The 22,077-nt window shown below is 38.4% G+C and carries 23 protein-coding genes; 6 read left to right on the top strand and 17 right to left on the bottom strand.

Translation table 11 applies throughout. The annotated features are described in order from the left end of the window. Positions 1-5: 5 nt before the first annotated feature. Entirely contained in the window at positions 6-563 is a 558-nt protein-coding gene (gene pth, locus R4146_RS03175; protein WP_339959999.1) for an aminoacyl-tRNA hydrolase, read from the bottom strand. A gap of 163 nt (positions 564-726) precedes the next feature. Here pth and R4146_RS03170 point away from each other — a divergent pair, with 163 nt between their 5' ends. The 3 genes from R4146_RS03170 (at position 727) to cbpA (ending at position 3,974) form a co-directional block, all read left to right on the top strand. Beyond that, positions 727-1,677 (top strand): L-lactate dehydrogenase, encoded by a 951-nt coding sequence (locus R4146_RS03170; RefSeq protein ID WP_339959998.1) that lies wholly within the window; start codon positions 727-729, stop codon positions 1,675-1,677. Between the two features lie 106 nt (positions 1,678-1,783). Continuing rightward, positions 1,784-3,328, top strand: coding sequence for a hypothetical protein (locus R4146_RS03165; RefSeq protein WP_339959997.1), 1,545 nt, complete (start codon positions 1,784-1,786; stop codon positions 3,326-3,328). Between the two features lie 4 nt (positions 3,329-3,332). Next, positions 3,333-3,974 carry a cyclic di-AMP binding protein CbpA gene (gene cbpA / locus R4146_RS03160; RefSeq protein WP_339959996.1) on the top strand — a complete coding sequence of 214 codons (642 nt, stop codon included), beginning with the start codon at positions 3,333-3,335 and terminating at the stop codon, positions 3,972-3,974. Positions 3,975-4,136: 162 nt separating this feature from the next. Here the strand turns inward: cbpA and R4146_RS03155 are convergent, their stop codons facing one another. The 8 genes from R4146_RS03155 to R4146_RS03120 form a co-directional block, all read right to left on the bottom strand. Further along, positions 4,137-4,511, bottom strand: a complete 375-nt coding sequence (locus R4146_RS03155; protein ID WP_339959995.1) for a type II toxin-antitoxin system PemK/MazF family toxin — start codon at positions 4,509-4,511, stop codon at positions 4,137-4,139. 35 nt (positions 4,512-4,546) lie between these two features. Continuing rightward, positions 4,547-4,804, bottom strand: coding sequence for a hypothetical protein (locus tag R4146_RS03150; protein WP_339959994.1), 258 nt, complete (start codon positions 4,802-4,804; stop codon positions 4,547-4,549). Positions 4,805-4,842: 38 nt separating this feature from the next. Beyond that, positions 4,843-5,964: an alanine racemase gene (gene alr, locus R4146_RS03145; RefSeq protein ID WP_339959993.1), complete on the bottom strand. Its 1,122-nt coding sequence runs from the start codon at positions 5,962-5,964 to the stop codon at positions 4,843-4,845. A 112-nt stretch (positions 5,965-6,076) separates the two neighbouring features. Beyond that, positions 6,077-7,597, bottom strand: coding sequence for a degradosome RNA helicase CshA (cshA, locus tag R4146_RS03140; RefSeq protein WP_339959992.1), 1,521 nt, complete (start codon positions 7,595-7,597; stop codon positions 6,077-6,079). Positions 7,598-7,752: 155 nt separating this feature from the next. Continuing rightward, entirely contained in the window at positions 7,753-9,132 is a 1,380-nt protein-coding gene (locus tag R4146_RS03135) for a UDP-N-acetylmuramoyl-tripeptide--D-alanyl-D-alanine ligase (protein ID WP_339959991.1), read from the bottom strand. A 58-nt stretch (positions 9,133-9,190) separates the two neighbouring features. Next, complete coding sequence (locus tag R4146_RS03130) at positions 9,191-9,976, bottom strand: hypothetical protein (protein WP_339959990.1); 786 nt, start codon at positions 9,974-9,976, stop codon at positions 9,191-9,193. 69 nt (positions 9,977-10,045) lie between these two features. After that, positions 10,046-10,936 (bottom strand): zinc metalloprotease HtpX, encoded by an 891-nt coding sequence (gene htpX, locus R4146_RS03125; protein WP_339959989.1) that lies wholly within the window; start codon positions 10,934-10,936, stop codon positions 10,046-10,048. Positions 10,937-10,944: 8 nt separating this feature from the next. After that, on the bottom strand, positions 10,945-11,526 hold the full coding sequence (locus tag R4146_RS03120; RefSeq protein WP_339959988.1) for a LemA family protein: 582 nt from the start codon (positions 11,524-11,526) through the stop codon (positions 10,945-10,947). Between the two features lie 101 nt (positions 11,527-11,627). On the opposite strand from R4146_RS03120, the gene R4146_RS03115 reads away from it, so the two are divergent. Continuing rightward, a complete protein-coding gene (locus R4146_RS03115; protein ID WP_339959987.1) occupies positions 11,628-12,101 on the top strand; it encodes a low molecular weight protein-tyrosine-phosphatase in 474 nt (157 codons plus the stop codon). 49 nt (positions 12,102-12,150) lie between these two features. Here R4146_RS03115 and R4146_RS03110 read toward each other — a convergent pair whose 3' ends face one another. The 5 genes from R4146_RS03110 to R4146_RS03090 form a co-directional block, all read right to left on the bottom strand. After that, a complete protein-coding gene (locus R4146_RS03110) occupies positions 12,151-12,396 on the bottom strand; it encodes a type B 50S ribosomal protein L31 (RefSeq protein WP_339959986.1) in 246 nt (81 codons plus the stop codon). A gap of 111 nt (positions 12,397-12,507) precedes the next feature. Next, positions 12,508-13,788 carry a UDP-N-acetylglucosamine 1-carboxyvinyltransferase gene (gene murA / locus R4146_RS03105; protein ID WP_339959985.1) on the bottom strand — a complete coding sequence of 427 codons (1,281 nt, stop codon included), beginning with the start codon at positions 13,786-13,788 and terminating at the stop codon, positions 12,508-12,510. Positions 13,789-13,990: 202 nt separating this feature from the next. After that, positions 13,991-15,601 carry a CTP synthase gene (gene pyrG / locus R4146_RS03100; RefSeq protein ID WP_339959984.1) on the bottom strand — a complete coding sequence of 537 codons (1,611 nt, stop codon included), beginning with the start codon at positions 15,599-15,601 and terminating at the stop codon, positions 13,991-13,993. Between the two features lie 187 nt (positions 15,602-15,788). After that, complete coding sequence (gene rpoE, locus R4146_RS03095) at positions 15,789-16,340, bottom strand: DNA-directed RNA polymerase subunit delta (protein ID WP_339959983.1); 552 nt, start codon at positions 16,338-16,340, stop codon at positions 15,789-15,791. Between the two features lie 75 nt (positions 16,341-16,415). Beyond that, positions 16,416-16,823, bottom strand: a complete 408-nt coding sequence (locus R4146_RS03090; RefSeq protein ID WP_339960645.1) for a YwiB family protein — start codon at positions 16,821-16,823, stop codon at positions 16,416-16,418. 177 nt (positions 16,824-17,000) lie between these two features. On the opposite strand from R4146_RS03090, the gene R4146_RS03085 reads away from it, so the two are divergent. Then, positions 17,001-18,350, top strand: coding sequence for an HD domain-containing protein (locus R4146_RS03085; protein WP_339959982.1), 1,350 nt, complete (start codon positions 17,001-17,003; stop codon positions 18,348-18,350). A gap of 15 nt (positions 18,351-18,365) precedes the next feature. Then, a complete protein-coding gene (yidA, locus tag R4146_RS03080; protein ID WP_339959981.1) occupies positions 18,366-19,181 on the top strand; it encodes a sugar-phosphatase in 816 nt (271 codons plus the stop codon). 61 nt (positions 19,182-19,242) lie between these two features. On the opposite strand, the gene R4146_RS03075 is transcribed toward yidA, so the two are convergent. The 3 genes from R4146_RS03075 to glmU all read right to left on the bottom strand — a co-directional run bounded on the left by R4146_RS03075 (position 19,243) and on the right by glmU (position 22,067). Continuing rightward, positions 19,243-19,599, bottom strand: a complete 357-nt coding sequence (locus tag R4146_RS03075) for a DUF3899 domain-containing protein (protein WP_339959980.1) — start codon at positions 19,597-19,599, stop codon at positions 19,243-19,245. Between the two features lie 7 nt (positions 19,600-19,606). Further along, positions 19,607-20,566, bottom strand: coding sequence for a ribose-phosphate diphosphokinase (locus tag R4146_RS03070; protein ID WP_339959979.1), 960 nt, complete (start codon positions 20,564-20,566; stop codon positions 19,607-19,609). A gap of 127 nt (positions 20,567-20,693) precedes the next feature. Next, entirely contained in the window at positions 20,694-22,067 is a 1,374-nt protein-coding gene (gene glmU, locus R4146_RS03065; RefSeq protein ID WP_339959978.1) for a bifunctional UDP-N-acetylglucosamine diphosphorylase/glucosamine-1-phosphate N-acetyltransferase GlmU, read from the bottom strand. Between the last annotated feature and the right edge of the window lie 10 nt (positions 22,068-22,077).

The following is a 22,077-nucleotide window of genomic DNA, read 5'->3' as shown; positions in this document are numbered from 1 at the left end:
ACACTTTAGTTGTATTTGTTTTCTAATTTATCAAATGGCGTGTCGTTCACCCAATCATTCAATGCATCGACAGCGGTGTCCACTGACTTATTAAAGTCTGGTAATTGTTCATCAGTAAATTTACCTAACACGTAATCCACCACACTTTGTAACTTTGGATGGTCCGTTCCCACTCGAATCCGATTGAACTTATTCGTTCCCAAGTGAGCAATTAAACTTTTAATTCCATTATGACCACCAGCGGCACCGTGGGTTCTTAATCTAATCTTACCTACTGGTAAATCCATATCATCATAAACCACGATTAAATCATCAAGGTCTAGCTTATAAAACTTCATTAGTGGTCCCACGGCGCGTCCTGATTCATTCATAAAGGTCGTGGGTTCCACTAACATCACCTTTTCACCATCGATTACGGTCGATCCTAACTTAGCTTCCATCTTTCTAGTGGTCATTTCGATGCCATGGTCATTTGCAAATTGATCTAACACTGAAAAGCCAGTGTTATGACGGGTTCCGTCATATTGGGGGCCGATATTTCCTAATCCTACGATCATTTTCATTGTGTTCAAACACTCCTCGTTTTTAATTGTCTAGTTTATATTATAGCAAAATATTAACAGAATATAATTAAAGGCGTTCTCTTCATTATCAACTTAATTTTAAGTATGCTATAATGAACACTGGAAGCATTAAAATAAAAATTCTTTTGAAGGGATGATTATTTTGGCATTAAAACACCAAAAAGTTGCTTTAGTTGGTGACGGTGCAGTAGGTTCATCATATGCATTTGCAATGATGCAACAAGGACTTGCTGAAGAATTCGTCATTATTGATATTGTTAAAGATCGTACAGAAGGAGACGCCTTAGACCTTGAAGACGCTCAAGTTTTCACTGCTCCTAAGAACATCTACTCCGGCGATTACGCTGATTGTAAGGATGCTGACCTAGTAGTTATTACTGCTGGTGCTCCTCAAAAGCCAGGCGAAACTCGTCTTGACTTAGTAAACAAGAACGTTAAGATTTTATCTTCAATTGTTAAACCAGTTGTTGATTCTGGTTTTGACGGTATCTTCTTAGTAGCTGCTAACCCAGTTGATGTGTTAACTTACGCTACTCAAAAATTATCTGGTTTTCCAAAGGAAAAGGTTGTTGGTTCCGGTACTTCACTAGATACCACTCGTTTCCAAGTTGCTGTTGGTAAGAAGTTGGGAATTAACCCAGCTGACGTTCACGCATACATCATGGGTGAACATGGTGACTCCGAATTCGCTGCAATTGATGAAGCTGAAGTTGGTAGTCGTCCATTACTAGACGTTGCTAAGGAAAACGGTGTAAGCAAGGACGATCTTCTTAAGTTAGAACAAGAAACTCGTGACAAGGCTTACACAATTATCAACAAGAAGGGTGCTACTTTCTATGGTGTTGCAACCGCATTAATGAGAATTTCTCGTGCAATTTTACACGACGAAAACTCAGTATTGCCAATTGGTGCACCAGTGAACGGCGAATACGGATTAGATGATATCTACATTGGTACTCCTGCCGTAGTTAACGCATCCGGAGTTGCTAAGGTGCTTGAAGTTCCATTGAGTGATGAAGAATCCGCAAAGATGGCTGCATCTGCTAAGACTCTAAAGGAAACTGCTAAAAAGGGTATGGATTCATTAAACTAATCTAACCCATTTTAACTAAAAAATGACCGTGCCTATTATTGATAGGTGCGGTTTATTTTTTGCAAAAGAAAGAAGGATATCAGCACCCGCGCTGATAATAATTAATATGAATAACCAAATTAAACAACGGCTCAACTGGGCAATGATATTATTAACTGCCGGAATTAGTTTATTTATCACGGCGTTTATTACCACTACTTCCCCCCTGTTTGCGTTCAATAACTCCTGGGATGGTAACACCATGTTCACTGTTGGTAAGGGGCTGTGGCATGGCTTAATGCCCTATCGTGATCTATTTGATCAACGGGGGCCATTAATTTATTTAATGAACTCGTTTGCAGCATTAATTAGTTATCGAACGTTTTTAGGTGTCTATTTATTTGAAGCAATCACGATCTTTTTCGACATTGTCTTTGCTTATCAAATTATTAACCTAAAATTTAAAACCCCAATTGCATACGCTGCTAGTTTGGCGTTCATTCCCATCGTTTTTAACAGTTACTACTTTGAAAATGGCGAGCTACCAGAAAGTTTGCTAATGCCATTACTCCTCAGTTTGATATATAGCATATTGAAAAGTAATGGTAAGTTGCCGTCTAATTGGCAGCTATATGGGCAAGGAATTGCCTTAGCATTAGTCTTTTGGACTAAGTACAGTCTCATTTGGCCATGGGTTGCTTTTTTTGGGTTAGTGGCAATTCAATCAATCCATCAGCATGACTGGCATGAATTATGGCGACGCTTTAAAATGGGTGGATTAGGCTTTCTCAGTATTTCTGGGCCATTAATTATCTTTTATGGCATCATGGGCGCACTAGTTGATTTATTTAAAGTTTATTTTTTCATCAATATTCATTTCTATCCTAGTAGTGGTCTCTTTTCACCCCGCATCATTCTTAACATTGCCGAATTTGTCTTTCAAAACGGGACTAATTTAGGAATGTCGATTTTACTTATTTTAGGGACCATCTATTTAATCCGCTTAAAGAGCATTGATCGATTTGCTAAGCAATTGATTTTGTCTGGATTAGGATTAGAAATTATTTTTATTGTAGGCAATGAATTTAGTTTTAGATACTACTACGTTGGGCTGGGCGCTTACTTTGTCTTTCTTTGCATGGGAATCGCTAGTTTACTCGACCAACTTATTAATCACTCGCGATTTACGTTAAATCGAATTAGTATTATCGGTACTATCATTGCGCTGGGCGCCACGTTCATTACCAATACTACCTATCGCGATACAATTTTATTTCCGCATAATCAATCGATTAGTACTAATCACAAGGATACCGTGCCGTTTCAAATTCAATTTGCTAACATCATTAATCGCAGCCATGATAAATCCATTTTAAATTATGATAACTTAGATGTTGGGCTTTATACTGCAACGGCAACATTGCCCCAAAGCAAATACTTTGCTAAACTAAATCTGCAGGGCTATGCCCCAATGATGGGCAGCCAAAATGAGATTCTAAAGAACCACCAAGCTCATTTTGTGGTTTTAACATTATTACCACATGAAACCGTTGATGATTTAATCGATCCAGTCGACCCAACTTTCCAACAAGCTTATCAATTAGTTGCTCAACGTGATACAGTGTTTCAAAATCATGAAATGACATATTTACTATACGAATTAAGGAGCTGATTCAATGTTATTAAAATCACTAGTTAAGCCTAAATCTGGTTTAACCATGGTCACTGAAAACAATACGTTAGCAGAGGCCCTCGATATCTTAGAAGAAAAGGACTTCCGATGTGTCCCCATTCTAGATGAAACTGGAACTTTATTCCGTGGTAACATCTATAAAATGCATCTTTACCGCCATAAATCACGTGGTGGTGACATGAATTTACCTGTAACCCACTTAATCAAGAACTCCACTAAGTTCATCAGCGTTAATGCATCCTTCTTTAACGTCTTTTTCTCCATCAAAGACTTGCCATACATTGCTGTTTTAGATGATCAAAATTCATTTTACGGCATTTTAACGCATAATCGGTTGATGGATATGCTTTCCCAATCTTGGAACGTCAATGTTGGTAGTTATGTTATTACCGTGGTTTCAACTGGTGAACGTGGGGATCTTGAAAAAATGGCACGGATTATTTCTAAATCCACTAACATCGCCAGTGTTATTTCATTAGACGTGCAAGAAGGCGAACTCGTCCACCGGACAATGTTCACCCTTCCATCTGATGTTGATGAAGAATTATTATCAAAGATTATTTTAAACCTTAATAAACGAGGCTTTAAAGTCCCCGAAGTAGAAAACCTAACTAATATTCAATAACCCATTGATGATTTAGAGGATTCCGTTTAAATTCATCACCAATAAAAAAGCACCATTAAAATGCTATTTCATGAAATAACATCTTAATGGTGCTTTTTTGCATATCTATTTACGATTATAGTTCTTGTCCCCACCACTTAAAATCGATAGTTTTTATGTATGCTACTTTTTACCATTGGTCTTAGGTGATAAACCGACACTTAATTCTAAAGCAGTATCAACTTTTTTCATTAAATACTTATTTAAATGAGCAACTCGATCATTGAGTCGCTGTTTATCAATTGTCCGAATTTGCTCAAGTAATATTACTGAATCCTTTTCAATATCAGATTGACTAGCCTTAATTCCAACGTGCGTTGGCATTTTCGGCTTAGAAATTCTGGCAGTAATTGCTGCTACAATCACGGTTGGACTGTAGTGATTACCGATATTATTTTGGATGATTAATACTGGTCTAACTCCACCCTGTTCGGATCCTACGACTGGAGATAAGTCAGCATAAAAAATATCACCACGTTTAACATCTGTCTTAGACATTTCTGATAAACCCCTCTCCTTTTAATATTAACGAATTATCGCTTACTTAAATATTCATCAATAGTTCTTGCCGCACAATCTTCGGATGGCATAAACTCTTTAACGATATCTCTATTAATAGTTCCCATTAGAATATATCCATAAATTAATTCCTGAATGTAGGGAGTGTAATTATGATTGACATTAACTAAAACTGCAATCATTTTATGATTAACTCGTTCATTATTAATTTTTTCTTTTAGTAGTGCCCGTGAATTTCTCAATATAAAACGTTCACTTAAAATAAATGGCATTGCACATACCCCTTATTGAAATATATTAGTGCTTATAATTAAATATAAGTTCTTGGTAACCGTTCCTGAAATAAACAAGCTACTTCATAATGAATTGTATCACAAAAATGAGCCATTGATTCTAAAGAAATCCGATTTTTTCCATTTTGACCCACTAAAGTGACTTTAGTGCCAATGGGAACTGGTTTTGGTAACCGAATCATAAATTGGTCCATACAAACGCGACCAACAATTGGACAAAACTGACCATTTACTAACACATGAAAGTTTTGAAGTGCCCGTTGATATCCATCTGCATATCCAATTGGGACGGTCCCAATCCATTGCCGATCATTTGCTGTATATGTAGCACCATAACCAATTGAGCGTCCCGCAGCAACCTGCTTACAATGAACGATTTCAGAAACCAAACTCATTGCTGGTTGTAATTCATAGGGGGGCTCAATTTCAGTTCCTGATGGATTCAATCCGTATCCAGCCACCCCAAATCTAATCATATTACCATTACATTCCTGATGCCATAAGCTAGTTGCCGAATTAGATACGTGCACATAACGAGGTCGGCTTGGTAACGCTGCCATAAACCTTTTAAAACGATTTACCTGTAGATGAAAATAATCTAAATCCTTAGCATCAGCAGTTGAGAAATGAGTAAAAATCCCATCAATGTTAATTAAGTCAGAATGCTCATTTACCGTTGCGATAGCCGCTTTCATTTCATCAATTGATTGAAACCCAATTCGACCCATCCCCGTATCTAGAGCAATATGAACATTTAATTGATCAGTTAACGAGTGATCAGCTAGCACTTGAACTGCTAAAGCTAACCATTCATTTGAAGGCAACGTAGTCGTAATGTCTTTTTGAACGGCCAGTGGCAAATCTTCTGGTCTAGTCACTCCTAACACTAAAATGGGTTCAGTAAACCCGGCTGCCCGTAATTCTAGCGCTTCATCTAGAATGGCAACACAAAATCCAGTTGCGCCAGCAGCCTTAGCAACCCTAGCAACTTCAACTGCCCCATGACCATAACCATTGGCTTTAACGACCATGAACATTTCTGTTCCTGGCGCTAGCCGCTTTTGTTCAGTATTAATATTATGAAAAAGCGCTTGCTTGTTAATCACTAACCGCGCATTTCGATGAAGACCTAAACTCATTGCTCGCACCCTCAAATGTAGATTTACACTCTATTTTATCATTAAATTACTAAATAAAAAATAGGAATGTATTCGAAAACGAATCCATTCCTATTTCTTAGTAATATCTTAATTAGTCTTTTTGTTTAATCGTGAATGACTTATTACCGCCATTTGAACGATGATTACCACCATTACCGCGACCATGTCCACGATCATTATTGCGGTGGTTGCCGCCACGACCATGACCATTGTAACGACGGTTACCACCGCCATTACGGCCACGACCACCAAACCGACGACCGCCGCCACGACCACCACGGTTAAAGCGACGCTTTTTATTTGGCAATGGACGTTCTGGAGTAATCCGCACTTTAACTTGGTTTCTAGTCATCTTACTTAAGAGCACTGAAACTAGTTCCTTAGCAGAATACTTTTCAAGTAGTTCATCTGCAGTTTCTGAGAACTTATCCATGTCAGTTTTTTCAATTAGATTACCTAATTCATTCTTAACTACTGATAATTGACCATTTAAAGCTTCCGCTTCCGAAGGTGGCTTTAATGGTAACATTCTAACCTTAGTTAATTTTTCAACTTCTCTTAGGTAATCACGTTCATTGGGTTCAACAAACGTTAATGATACCCCATGCTTACCGGCCCGGCCAGTCCGACCAATCCGGTGAACATAACTTTCTGGATCTTGTGGAATATCATAATTGTAAACGTGCGTAACTCCACTAACATCAATTCCACGGGCTGCAACGTCGGTTGCAACTAAGATGGAAATCTTGCCATCACGGAATTCACGCATAATTTGTGAACGCCGCTTTTGAGTTAAATCACCATGAAGGCCGGCAGCTGGATAGCCACAAGCAATCAATCCACGTGATACTTCATCCACGCGGCGCTTGGTCCGACAGAATACAATGGTTACCTTTGGTGCTTGAACATCAAAGAAACGAGTCATCAAGTCAAACTTTTCAGCTTCCTTAGAACGAACGTAGAATTGATCAACTAAATCAGTGGTCAATTCCTTAGCCTTGATCTTGATTTGCTTAGGTTGGTTCATAAATTGAACTCCAACCCGCTTAATCTTGTCTGGCATGGTAGCTGAGAATAATAGAGTTTGTCTTTCAGTTGGTAATGCCTTGATAATACTTTCGATATCATCTAAGAATCCCATATCTAACATATCATCAGCTTCATCTAACACTAAGAACTTAACGTTAGATAGCTTTAATGTCCGTCTGTTGATGTGGTCTAAAATCCGCCCAGGTGTTCCAACCACTACTTGAGGGTGTTTTTTAAGATTTCTGATTTGTTGTCTGATGTCGGCACCACCATATACGGCTTGTACCTTAGCACCTTCAACGCGACCAAAGCGATTCATTTCCCGTTGGGTTTGAATTGCTAATTCACGAGTTGGTGAAACCACTAATGCTTGAACATTAGGATCATCTAAATCAATTTTATCTAAAATGGGTAAGGAAAACGCAGCAGTCTTACCAGTCCCCGTTTGGGCTTGACCCAAAACATCATGCCCTTCCAGAATCAATGGAATGGTATCCGCTTGGATTGGGGTTGCTTCAGTAAAACCTGCTTTTTCAACTGCTTGTAATAGGTCTTTTGATAAACCTAAGTCTCTAAATTTCAAAAAATTTCCTCCTATGATTTTGAAAATTACCATTAAGCTAAGAAAAATCCGTTTCCGTCAAACACTTAATAGCGGATTCAAAATCAATAAATCTAAATATAAATGTTGCATATCTAATTAATAATAATCTATTTTCGACAATTAAGCAACTAAACTTAACTGTGATTAGTCAAAATTGCTAGTACTTTTTCTAAATGAATTCCGTGACTAGCCTTCAATAAAACAATGTCATCAGGTTTAATCGTGGCTTGTAAATCAATTATCAACTGGCTTAAATCTGTAACTGGATAGTAATGCAATGCAGTTGAATCATATTGAGTAGCTAATTGATCGGCTAGCGCCTTCATATCAGAGCCAATTAAAAATACCTGCTGAATTTCATCTGAATCAAATGACGGGGCTAATCCTGCATGCATTGCTTTAGATTGAGCACCTAATTCTAACATATCCCCCAAAACAGCGATCCGTTTACCATTAGTATTTACATCAATAAAGGTTCTCAATACTTCTTTAACCGCGGTTGGATTAGAATTATAAACATCACTTAAAATCATTTCACCCTGATTACCAGCTACCCACTCAGTCCGGTTCGCAGTCATGGCTACGTTAGCTAATCCATGCCGGATTGATTCTGGCCGAACTTGAAATAGATCACCAACGATAATGGCTGCTAATGCATTATTAACATTGTATTCACCGGGCAGTGGAATTGTAAATGAATAGTCTTTCCACTTATTAGTTATAAAACTAATTTGATTGGCGTGGTCATTAATCTTAGTAGGATAAATATCATTAGTTCCATTCCGGCCAAACGTCAATTCTTTAAAATTAGCTTGTTTAGCTCGTTGAACTAACAATGGTTCATCGCCATCATAAATAAAGACGCCATCTTCACGCAGTCCATTTAAAATTTCAACTTTAGCATCCGCAATTTTATCCCGGGTGCCAAAGAATTCAATGTGTGCTTCACCGATCATCGTAATAATAGCCACATCCGGATGAACTAATCGACTTAAAAAGTCCAATTGGCCGGGCCGATCCATCCCCATTTCAACTACCAATACTTCAGTATTAGCTTCCATTGATAATACCGTAATTGGCACTCCAATTTCATTGTTGAAATTAGCATGCGTCTTGGTCACGTTAAATTGCGTGGCTAAAACTGATGCAATCATATCCTTAGTGGTTGTCTTACCATTACTCCCGGTCACTGCCACCACCTGTGGATTAATTTTATTTAAGTAATAACGACTTAACGTCTGTAAAGCTGCCAGTGAATCCTTAACAATTAATGTGGGAAAATCAGTGGGTGCATTAGCGTGATCTTGCATCCAAAGGGTTGCAACGGCACCGTTTTGGCGTGCACTATCAATAAATTGATGTCCATCTTGGTTACCACTTAGTGGAATAAATAAAGCTCCGGGTTTTAGATTACGACTATCAAATGCCACACTGGTGATGGTCACATTATCATAATCATCAATATTATTTTGAGCTGAAACCGCCTTAGCAATCTCAGATAAATTCATCTTCATAGTTAAATAACTCCATTATCAAATAAAAAGCATTCCGGATAAATAATCCAGAATGCAATTAGTTTTCCAAGGCAAAGTTGTTAGGTAAATCCGCCTGATTAACATTAATTTGCCACTTTTGTTCATAAATTAAATATTTTAAAGTTCCGATTGAAACTGCATTCTGATATACATCATGTTTAGTATACCACGTACTTTGTTTTTCCGGATACTTTTCCATTAACAAAGGAATATTGTACTGACGTTGCTGTTCAAACGACTGATCAAAAGCTACAATTAGGCCTTCACTAGCTAATCGCAACAAGCGCTTAGTTACATCCATATCAACATCTTTAATCACTAGTGGACGCACAAACATTCGCCGGCCACTGTGGGTTTCTTTTAGATGACGCTTCAAACTAGCTTCTAACACGTGATTAAAACTAGTAAATTGACGATAAAAAACCTTCATAAAATTTGATTTTAAAGACATATAAATATAATGATTGTGTAGCTTCGATGAAAATGGACTATACATTGGATACTTCATATGTCCTAAGTATAGTAAGTTTGCAATTTCACTATCGGTTAATACATTTAAATCATCATTCGTGTGAAAATCAACAAAGCATTTATTATTAATTTGCCGATTGAGCAAGTATTCTTGGACTGCACTAGCCCCGGTAATCGTACTGAATTTAGTATGTGGATTATAACTATTAGCATGGCTTCGATCATCATTCAAAAGTATGATGTTGCTAGGGACCCTAGGAACGCCATTTACAAAGTCAGTTGCTTCAATTCCCTTGGTAATTACCATATTTTGAATCAGATTAGCATCAATATAAATAAAATTATCCCGCATCACAACCACACTTTCAAAAATAATTCAGTCTTAATTGTACTCCATTTTTGATCAAATGTAGTTAGCAATTTACATTTTCTCCAATCTGGCAATGCGATCTTCGATTGGCGGATGGGTATCAAAAAGGCGTGAAAATGAAAATTTGTGGTTACCATGAAACGGATCTTCAATATATAACCCAGCACTATTAGGGTTAGCATCATGCATGGGTTCACCCCCGGCAATTTTACGAAGTGCGCTAATCAGTCCCTGCGGATTTCGCGTTAATTCCACGCCTGAGGCATCTGCTAAATATTCACGGTTTCTAGATAATGCCATTTGCGCAATGCTTGCTGCTAGGGGGCCTAAAATGATGATCAAGACCGATGCAATAATTTCTAAAACATTGGTCTCTTTTTCATCGTCTCGACGTCCACCGCCGAACCAAAGAGAATGCATCCCAAAATCAACAATGATTGAAACTGCCGCGGATAACGCTAACCCAATCGTTGATACTCGAATATCATAGTTACGAATATGAGACACCTCATGTCCAATAACCCCTTCTAATTCTTCCCGGTTCAAAATCGTTAGTAACCCCGTTGTCACTGCAACGGCAGAGTCTTTCGGGCTATTCCCAGTAGCAAACGCATTTGGACTATCGTCATCAATAATAAACACCCGTGGCATTGGAATCCGTGCCACTAATGCCATATCTGATACAATGTGCCATAGTTCAGGATCTTGTTGTTCATTGGTAATTTCATGGCCATGGTTCATCATCATAACAATATCAATCGACTGACTAATCATAACGAACGTGTAAATAATCCCCACTACCGCTGCAATCACGACTCCCAGGGATGCATTTCGGAAAAACAATACTCCCACTGCGGCACCGACTAATAATACCAACAGCATAAAACCAACTAATACATAAATCGTCTTACGCTTATTTTTAGCAATTTGTTCATATAACATCGGCGCGCCTACTTATCAAACCCTTTAAACTCATCAAAGTTAACCTTAGGGGCTTGTTTTTCTGCTTCTGGTACTTCTAAATAGTCCCGTTTGGTAAAGTGATGGATGCCAGCCACCCAATTACTAGGCACGGTTTGTAACTTCATATTATAACTGGCTACTGATGAATTATATAACTGTCTAGAATATGCAATCTTATTTTCAGTGTTACTTAATTCTTCCATTAATTGTTGAAATTGAGTATTCGCCTTTAAATCAGGGTAGTTTTCCGCAACCGCAAATAATGACTTTAATGAACCAGAAAGTTGATCTGAGACCTTCATCATTTGATCGCGATCAGTATCCCCTTCTAATGACACCATTTGGTTTCTTAATTCAGTAACCTTTGCTAGGGTTTCTTGTTCATAATTTGCATAACCCTTAGTCGTTGCAATTAAATTTGGAATTAAGTCATTTCGCCGCTTTAGTTGAACGTCGATTTGACTCCATGATTCATCAACGTAGGTTCTAGAACGAACCAATCCATTGTAAATTCCAATGTATGCAATCACTAGGACTGCAATGATAATAATCGTAATAATAATACCCATTTTATTTCTCCATTCTATTAATTTGGTCCTTATCATAACAAACCTGCTACAAATTAGCTATAATTACATTATACAGAAATTATATTATAGGAGGAATTAAAATGGTCAATGTTTTATTTGTATGTTTAGGAAACGTATGTCGTTCACCAATGGCTGAAGTTATCTTTAGAAAGCTAGTGAATGAAGCTGGGTTATCTGATCAAATTAAAATTGATTCAGCCGGAACCAGTGACGAAGAACAGGGGAATCAACCCCAACCTGGCACCATTGAAACCTTAACTAAACATCATCTACCTTGGCAAGATTTAAGAGCTCGTCAAATTACCACCAAAGATTTCGAATGGGCAGACTACATCATTACCATGGACCACCAAAATCTAATTGACTTAAAGCGGATGGCCCCAAAGGGATGTGCTGACAAAGTCCACCTCTGCTTAGATATTTTTGCTGATCAAAAGGGCACCCCCATTCCTGACCCCTGGTATACCCATAAATTTGAATATACCTATGATGTTTTAGCCAAAGCAATGCCGGCCTGGTTAACATATATTAAGAAACATTCACTAAATCAATAAAAAAAGAGTTCGTCAAATGACGAACTCTTTTTTAGGTGTAATCGAAAGATTACTTCAAACCGTAACGCTTGTTGAAACGGTCCACAGCACCATCTGCTTGGTTGAACTTTTGACGACCAGTGTAGAATGGGTGCGAGTCAGATGAAATTTCCACAAGAATCAATGGGTAAGTGTTACCATCTTCCCATTTGATAGTTTGGTCAGAATTAGCAGTTGAACCAGTTAAAAAACTGTATCCAGTACTTGAATCCTTAAATACAACCTTGTGGTAATCTGGATGAATTCCCTTTTTCATTATAATATCGCTCCTTTGCCCTGAAATCTTTTTGAAAACAGAGATTATCGATTAGTCGATACTTATTATATTAACACCAACTAAGCGTGCAATCAATGTTTTTCGTGATTTTTAGTTATTGAAATTAGAATTAACTAACTCCACATCAGCATGTAAATTCGTTAGTTTATCAATGATGTTATCGTAACCCCGTAAAATATTATCCGCATTCGTGATTCGCGTATCACCATTAGCCATTAAACCAGAAATCATCGCAGCGGCTCCGGCTCTAATTTCACCAGCATCGACTACCGCTCCATTTAACTGTTTGGTTGGACTCACGATAATAATATGGTCATCTTCATTGACCTTAATATTCGCCCCCATCTTGATTAACTCAGGGATGTGGCGCGTCCGTTCTGGATAAATAGTATCCACAATAATACTGTCTTCACTGGCCTTTAGTAACAACGGCGTAATTGGCTGTTGTAAGTCAGTCGCAAATCCTGGAAATGGCAACGTCTTAATGTTAATCCCATGAAAATGATCAGAGCGATTAACATAAATACTATCTTCATTAATTTTCAAATCAACCCCGGCTTCAGTCAACTTAGCAATAAAGGATTCCAAGTGTTCAGGAATTACGTTATTAACTAATACCCCATCACCAATCACAGATGCTAGAGACAAATAAGTCCCGGCTTCGATTCGATCCGGAATAATTGTATGGGTATTCTTGGCAATTAACTGATCAACGCCATCAATTCGAATTACGTCGGTCCCAGCGCCATGAATTTTAGCACCCATATTATTTAAGAACGTCACCACATCAATAATTTCTGGTTCCTTAGCTGCATTCCAAATTGTAGTTGTGCCCTTAGCCCGAACGGCGGCTAAAATCGCATTGATGGTAGCACCAACGGATACAACGTCTAAGAAAATGGGGGCGCCATTTAAACCATTTGGACCAGCTTCAATTTTAATTTTGCCATTTCGTTCGGTCACTTGAGCGCCAAGCGCCTTAAATGCCTTAATATGTTGATCAATTGGTCGTGGCCCAATATTATCACCACCTGGAAAAGTTACAACTGCTTTCCCAAAGCGACCTAATAACGCGCCCATAAAGTAATATGAAGCCCGTAAACTTTTAATTGCTTTACTTGGCAGTGGTGATTGTTTAATTGAAGTGGGGTCAATTGATAATACCCCATCCACAAATTCAGAACGAACGTTCATTGATTCTAAAATCACCATTAAGTTTTTAACGTCTAAGATGTTTGGAACCATATCCAGTTGAACCGGTGAATCGGCTAGAATTGCAGCCGGAATAATTGCAACGGTGCTGTTTTTGGCTCCACCAATCGTTACCTCTCCTGAGAGTCGATGACCCCCATGAATTATCATTTCACTCATTATTGTATTTCCTCGCTTCAATTTAATCATTAACGTTAGCATTAAGTGGTCGCTATGCCACCGGCTAAACATTAAATCAATTGTAAGTTAAATAATTAACCCACCGCTAATTGATTATAGCATTTTTTAAATACAATTTGTGAATTTCTTATCAAATGTAAAATAAAAAAGCCCGAAAAATTTCGGACTTTTTACTCTAAAATTAAGCGTTACCGTGTTGCTTATTAGCAGAAGCAATGAAGGCTTTGAATAATCCTTCAGGACGGTTAGGTCTAGATAAGAATTCTGGGTGGTATTGAGCAGCCACAAAGAATTTGTTTTCAGGAACTTCAACCACTTCAACTAAGTGGTCATCAGGTGAGGTCCCAGAAATAACTAAGCCCTTAGCTTCTAAGTCTTTTCTAAACTTGTTATTGAATTCATAACGGTGTCTGTGCCGTTCTGAAATTTCTTTTTTATTGCCGTAAGCAGCAGCTGCAACTGTACCTGGTTTTAACTTACATGGGTAAGCACCAAGCCGTTGAGTTCCACCCATTTCTTCAATGTCTGATTGATCAGCCATGATGTCAATTACGTTGTGCTTAGTGTCTGGATCGATTTCAGTCGTATTAGCATCTGCGAAGCCTAATACATCCCGTGCATATTCGATTGTTGCCACTTGCATTCCTAAACAAACCCCAAGGAATGGAATATCGTGTTCACGAACGTACTTAACAGCTTGAATCATTCCTTCAACTCCACGGCGACCAAAACCACCAGGAACGATTACCCCATCGGAACCAGCAAGCTTATCAGCAACATTAGCTGCGTCAATCTCTGATGCAGCAACCATCTTTAAGTTGATCTTAGCATCAACTGGGTATCCAGCGTGGTAAAGTGCTTCTGCAACTGAGATGTATGCATCATGTAATGATACGTACTTTCCAACCAACGTAATGTTAATTTGATTCTTCAAGTTAAGCACTTTGTGTTCTAATTCGCGCCACTTAGTCATATCAGCTTCTGGTGCTTCAATGCCAAAGTGATCTAGGATTTGGTCATCCATCTTTTGCGCTTGTAAACTCAATGGAACGGAGTATAACGTCTTAGCGTCAATGGATTCAACAACTGCTTCTGGTTTAACATCACAGAATAATGAAATCTTCTTCTTCATTGAATCATCAACTGGTTTTTCAGCCCGAACCACTAATAAGTTAGGTTGAATTCCTAAGCCCCGTAATTCCTTAACACTGTGTTGAGTTGGCTTAGTCTTCATTTCACCAGCAGCCCGAAGGTAAGGAATTAAAGTGGTGTGAATGTAAAAGACATTGTCAGCACCCATTTCAGTCTTCATTTCACGAATGGCTTCTAAGAATGGTTGTGATTCAATATCCCCAACGGTTCCACCAATTTCAGTAATTACTACGTCTGCATCTGAAATATCAGCAGCTCGCTTAATCTTTTCCTTGATCATGTTGGTGATGTGTGGAATTACTTGAACGGTTGCTCCTAAGTAATCACCACGCCGTTCTTTTTCAAGAACTTCTGAATAAATTTTACCAGTCGTAACGTTTGAATATTTATTTAAGTTAATATCAATGAATCGTTCGTAGTGACCTAAATCAAGGTCGGTTTCAGTTCCATCATTGGTAACGAACACTTCTCCATGTTGGTAAGGACTCATCGTTCCTGGATCCACATTAATGTATGGATCGAACTTTTGAATCGTCACCTTAAGGCCTCTATTTTTCAATAAACGACCAATTGATGCAGAAACAATACCTTTACCAAGTGATGAAACAACTCCACCAGTTACAAAAATATACTTAGTCAATTGAATTTCTCCTTTTTTTCAATGATTTAGGGTAACAAAAACAACATAAAAAAATAAAAAGACTCCCCATTCCATGGAACAGGGAGCTTATTAACTACTCATATAATCGATCAATTCTTTACAAAATACTTGTAAAGAGCCCAAACAATATATTACCTAGATTTAAGAAGAGAGTCAAGGATAAAAACTATTTTTTATCTCCGTCGTCTGATTCATCATCATCATCGTGAAGATCACCTAAATCATTAGGCATGTCATTATGCTCTTCATCATCAATTGGGTTTTCTTCATCAATATCATCTAAATCATGATCTTCATCGTCGTCATCATCAAAGTCGTCTTGATCTTCTGGATCGTCATCGTCGTAATCGATAACGTCATCATCGTCATCTGCATCCGCTAAGAATGCATTGACCTTGCGACGTTTCTTCTTTGGGCGTTCTTCATCTTCATCTTCAGGATGAACTGTGGCTTCATCGATTGATTCGTATGGATACCAAGTTCTAAGGCCCCAAAGGTTATCACCTAATGAAATGAAACTACCATCGACGTTTAAATCAGTGTAGAACTGAACTAAGCGCTTTCTGATTTCTTCATCTGAATCGCCTAGGTATTTTTGAATCTCGTTGGCTAAGTCAGCAAATGACATTACATCGCCATGTTGAGATAGAATTGCGTGCGCAACTTCAATCATTGAGAGTTCTTTTTTATTCTTACCTTCTAAGGCTTTTAATTCCAAATTGGTGCACGTCCTTTCAAACACTTTCAAATCGTAGTAATCGCTCTTGTACGTATACTATTTTATGTTACTCGTCTAGGCGCTAAATTGCAACCTTATCTTATATTCTCCCAGTAAAGTGGTCCCGGAAAATAGTTGATAATCAATTTGTAAATTGCCAGCTACTGGGTCGTCTTGATATTGATAATCTAGACGATGGGTATGAACATCCATGTTCATTGCACCATATGGTGTATGATAACGTGCTCTTAAACGTTGGTTCAACGCAAATGGAAGTTGTAGCCGGTTTTCAGCAGCCCGGGTCAAGCGCACCCCACCATCTTCATCGATTTTAAACGTAACTGGAACTTCCTTTCCAGTTTCTGCATTCGTTTCGCGATATCTTAAATAAAGGGCTGTCCCAATTTGAGCCAATTGACCATCCACTTCATACTTAAAATCAGAATGATCGCCGTCTTGAATCACTTGCGTTGCTAGGCTAATTTTGACAGCTTGTGCATTACTTGCTTTAATGAATATCCCCTCCAGTTAAAATTATGCTTACATCTAATTATACTTAGAAAGATTTAAAATGCACTTATTTCATAGTCACATGCCTTAAATTTAGTTATAATAATGATAATTAATCTTATTTGTTTAACGCTAAGGGGTAGTGGAGTAATGACATATGCAAATCAACTGTTGCCACGAGAAAAAGTTTTTCGGGACCCAGTTCATAACTATATATATGTTCGCCACCAGGTTATTTTAGACTTGATCAATACGCCGGAATTTCAACGGCTACGGCGAATTAAGCAGTTAGGAACCTCTTCATTCACATTTCATGGGGCTGAGCACTCGCGATTCACCCATTCTTTAGGGGTTTATGAAATTGCTAGACGTATCTGTAACAACTTTCAACGTAACTTCCCATCCGAAGTAGCTGGTGATGGTAAGTGGGATGACTCAGAACGATTGGTCGCCTTATGTGCCGCTTTACTCCATGATATTGGCCACGGTGCATATTCACATACGTTCGAACACATTTTTAACACCGACCATGAAAAAATCACCCAACAAATTATCACTAATCCGGGCACAGAAGTTAACGCAGTTTTATCCAGAGTTTCGCCTAATTTTCCAGAACAGGTTGCTAGTGTCATCGACAAATCATATCCGAACAAACAAGTGGTCCAAATGATTTCAAGCCAATGTGATGCAGATCGAATGGATTATCTACTACGCGATTCATACAGTACGGGAACTAGTTATGGTAACTTCGACTTAACCCGAATCCTGCGCATCATGCGTCCATACTCAGATGGCATTTGTTTTGATATGAACGGGATGCACACGATTGAAGATTACATCATCGGTCGGATGCAAATGTACGTTCAGGTTTACTTCCACCCCGTTTCACGTTCAATGGAAGTCATTTTAAACCACCTACTATTAAGAGCGAAGGATTTATATCATGATGGCAAACTAGAACCGGAATTAACACCATACTTACTACTGCCATTCTTTGATGACCAATTTAGTCTAGATGACTATTTAGAACTAGATGATGGGGTTTTGAATACGTACTTTATCCATTGGAAGCATTCTGATGATGATATTTTAAGTGATTTAGCCCACCGTTTCATCGATCGAAAGCCATTTAAGTCGGCCAAATATGAGCAAGAAAACTTAGAGACCATTACTAGGTTACGCGGGCTAGTCGCTGATTGTGGTTATGATCCTAAGTACTACACTGGCGTTGATAATAGTTTCAACATGCCATACGACTCCTATGATACTAAGAAGGAAATTCACGATGCGCAAATTAAATTGATGAATCTCGATGGAACCCTAGTGGGACTATCTAAAGTTAGTGATTTGGTACGGGTGGTTACTAACAAGATTGTTAGCGAAGACCGGTTCTTCTTCCCACGTGAATTCTTAAAATCAGATAAACAAACTGACCTCTTCTTACCAGTGCATGAACAATTTAGAAAATATATTAAAAATGATCACATTATTAATGAATAGCGAGGAATAATAATTATGGATATTAAATTAATTGCAATCGATATTGACGGAACCCTAGTAGATGATGAAAAGGTATTAAGAGAACCTACTAAGCAAGCTATTGCTGCCGCGCGTGCTAAAGGGATTAAAGTTGTCTTATGTACTGGTCGGCCCATTTCTGGAGTTGAAAAATACCTAGAAGAACTATCAATCACCGGAGAAGACGAATACGCAATTACCTTTAACGGTTCTACCGTGCAAAGTGCCGATGGAAACATCATCACTAACCACACAATTACCTACGATGACTTTGTTGACACTGAAGCCCTTAGTCGTAAACTCGGGGTTAATTTTCAAATTGAAACTACTGAAGCAATCTACGCCTTTAATCGTGACTTGAGTCCATACACAGTTTATGAAAGTGCAATCGTTAGATTACCAATCAAATACCGGACGCCAGAAGACATCAAGCCCGAATTAACGATCACTAAATCCATGTACGTTAGCACTCCTGAAAAAATCACTCACGCCAAGGAAAACATCCCAAGCTACATCAGTGATAAACTATACGTAGTCCAAACTGAACCATTCTTCTTAGAATTTTTAAACAAGAACATTAGTAAGGGAAACGCATTAAAGGAACTTACTAACAAGTTAAATCTCAAACCAGAAAATGTGATGGCCATCGGAGATCAAGGAAACGACCTTTCTATGATTAAATACGCTGGCCTAGGGGTTGCCATGGGCAATGCCATTGATGACAATAAAGCCGCAGCACAATTTGTGACTAAGACGAACACTGAAAACGGGGTTGCATATGCAATCAATAAATTCGTTAACAACGCTGAATAATCATTAATTCATTTCAATCAAAAAAGGACTGACATCTCAAAATGTCAGTCCTTTTATTTGTTTATATCAATGTAATTAAAACACTAATTACAATTAATGGAATTGCAACTTGTAAGCAGTAACTAGCCGGTCGGCTAACCTTAATGGGTGCATTCTTAAGCCGCCCAACTTTACGAGCAGGCACTTTTTCATCAGGTAAGTCAGCATCATCACCGCGGCGACGCATTCGCCGCCAGCCGGTAAATAAATGACCACTTAAAATAAGAATAAATGCTGCAACCACTAGGGTAAATAAGCCAACAATAAAGTAAATATTACTGATGGCAATCACCCATTCACGATCGCCCGTTAATAGCGTAACGATACTAATGAGTAAAGCCAAGATAATTGTAATTCCCGCCACTTTAAATCGCTTCATCATTTAACTAAGCTTTAAATAAAGGACTCAATGGCTCGTTTTTGTGGATGCGAGTAATTGCATTTCCCATTAACTTGGCAATTGTAATTTGCTTAATCTTATCGATTTCTTGTTCCGGCTTCAATTGGATGGAGTCAGTCACCACTAATTGTTTAATTGGTGATTTTTGAATTCTTTCAATTGCTGGACCAGATAGAACGGGGTGGGTACAACAAGCGTAAACTTCTTTGGCGCCAGCATCGATCAATGCTTGGGCACCCAAAGTAATGGTTCCAGCCGTATCGATCATGTCATCGACCATTAAACAAGTCTTGCCTTTTACATCGCCAATAATGTTCATAACCTTAGCAACGTTCGCCTTAGGCCGCCGTTTGTCAATGATGGCAATGGGCGCTTTAAGATATTCAGCCACTTTTCGTGCTCGAACGACCCCACCATGATCAGGTGAAACTACAACTGTATCGGAGTCAAAGCCTTCCTTTAAGAAGTAGTCAGCTAATAATGGGGCTGCCATTAAGTGGTCAACTGGGATGTTAAAAAAGCCTTGAATTTGAGCTGCGTGTAAATCAAGTGAAACCACGCGACTTACCCCTGCCGTTTGTAAAATATCAGCTACTAATTTAGCAGTAATTGGTTCTCTTGATTGAGCTTTACGATCTTGACGTGCATATCCATAATATGGAATTACCACGTTAATCGTGCGTGCACTAGCCCGCTTAAGTGCATCTGCCATAATCAATAATTCCATTAAATTATCGTTTACGGGTTCAGAAGTTGATTGGATGATGTAGACGTCATCGCCACGAATACTTTCTTCGATTTGAATTTGAATTTCACCATCACTAAAGTGATTAACATTTGCTTTTCCTAATTCAATTCCCATATTATCAGCAATTTTTTCAGCCAATGGAATATTTGAATTTAAGGCAAAAAGTTTAAATTTAGGATCAACATTTTGTTCAGACATAACTTCCTCCATCTAAAATCCATTCATTACTGTCTTACTTGTAAAAACAATCTGATTTTTTTCGCTACTTAATATTTTACACTAAAATGCTCAATTATTATATAATGCAAAGTTAATTTATACCATCTTAAGCATCATAAGGTAATTTTTTATAGTAGCCGGGCTTATTCGTTTGCCGAGCGCGGGCAATTGCCATATCGTATTTGTTCACATCATCAGTAATCGTAGAACCAGCAGCAATAAATGAATGATCAGCAATGTTTACTGGTGCAATTAAGTTAGAATTGCTACCAATAAAGGCCCCATCCCCAACGGTTACGTTGTGCTTGTTCTTACCATCGTAATTAGCAAAAATAACACCACACCCAACGTTGATGTTCTTACCTAAGTGCGCATTTCCAACGTAAGTTAAGTGACCAACCTTTGTTCCTTCGTCAATTTGGGCTTTTTTAACCTCTACGAAGTTACCTAAGTGCACATGTGGGCCAATTACTGAAGCTGGTCTAAGATGGCTGTAAGGTCCAATATCCGAGTTATCTAGCATTTCAGATTCTTGGAGGTATGATGAAATCACATGCACGTTGTCATGTAATTGACAATCAATAATTTCTGAGTTAGCCCCAATTCGACAGTTAGAACCAATCGTAGTTTGCCCATGAATTTGCACCCCTGGTTCGACTACGGTATCAGGGCCAATTTTAATATCCACATCAATATAGGTATCATCAGGATTAATAATGGAAACCCCTTCTGCCATATGATGTTGGTTGATCCGTGCTTGCATTACCTTAGTGGCTTTGGACAACGCGATTCGGTCGTTAACACCCATTGATTCGTTAAAGTCAGCCATCCGATATGCTGCAATGATCTTACCGGCGTTCTTCAAGATTTCAATAACGTCAGTTAAATAGTATTCACCCTGCGCATTGTTATTATTAATTTGGTGTAAGGACTTAAAGAGGGCTTGATTATCAAATACATAAACCCCCGTGTTAATTTCATTAATCGCTTGTTCTTCCTTGGAGGCATCCTTTTGTTCCACAATCTTTTCCACAATGCCAATGTCGTTACGAACGATCCGCCCATACCCAGTTGGATCTGGGGCCTTAGAAGTTAAAATAGTGACTGCTGCTTGTTTTTCTTCATGGTACTTAAATAGTTTTTCAAACGTTTGACTGGTAAATAATGGCGTATCCCCACTAACCACCATGGTAGTCCCTTCAATATCCTTTAGGAGTGGTTCTGCTTTGATTACCGCATCCCCAGTCCCAAGTTGTTGTTCTTGAACTACGTATTTAGTCCGATCGCCTAATTCATGTTCAACATCTTCGGCACCATAGCCCACTACGGTCACGATATTATCCATGTTCGTTTTTTCGACTTGTGTTAACACATGGTCAACCATGGTTCTACCACAAATACGGTGTAACACCTTATACAACTTGGATTTCATTCTAGTTCCCTTACCGGCAGCTAAAATAATGGTATTTCTTGCGCTCATACAATTGATC

The sequence above is a fragment of the Nicoliella lavandulae genome (assembly GCF_037546185.1).
GTDB lineage: Bacteria > Bacillota > Bacilli > Lactobacillales > Lactobacillaceae > Nicoliella > Nicoliella lavandulae.
This window is presented reverse-complemented; position numbering and strand designations above follow the sequence as displayed.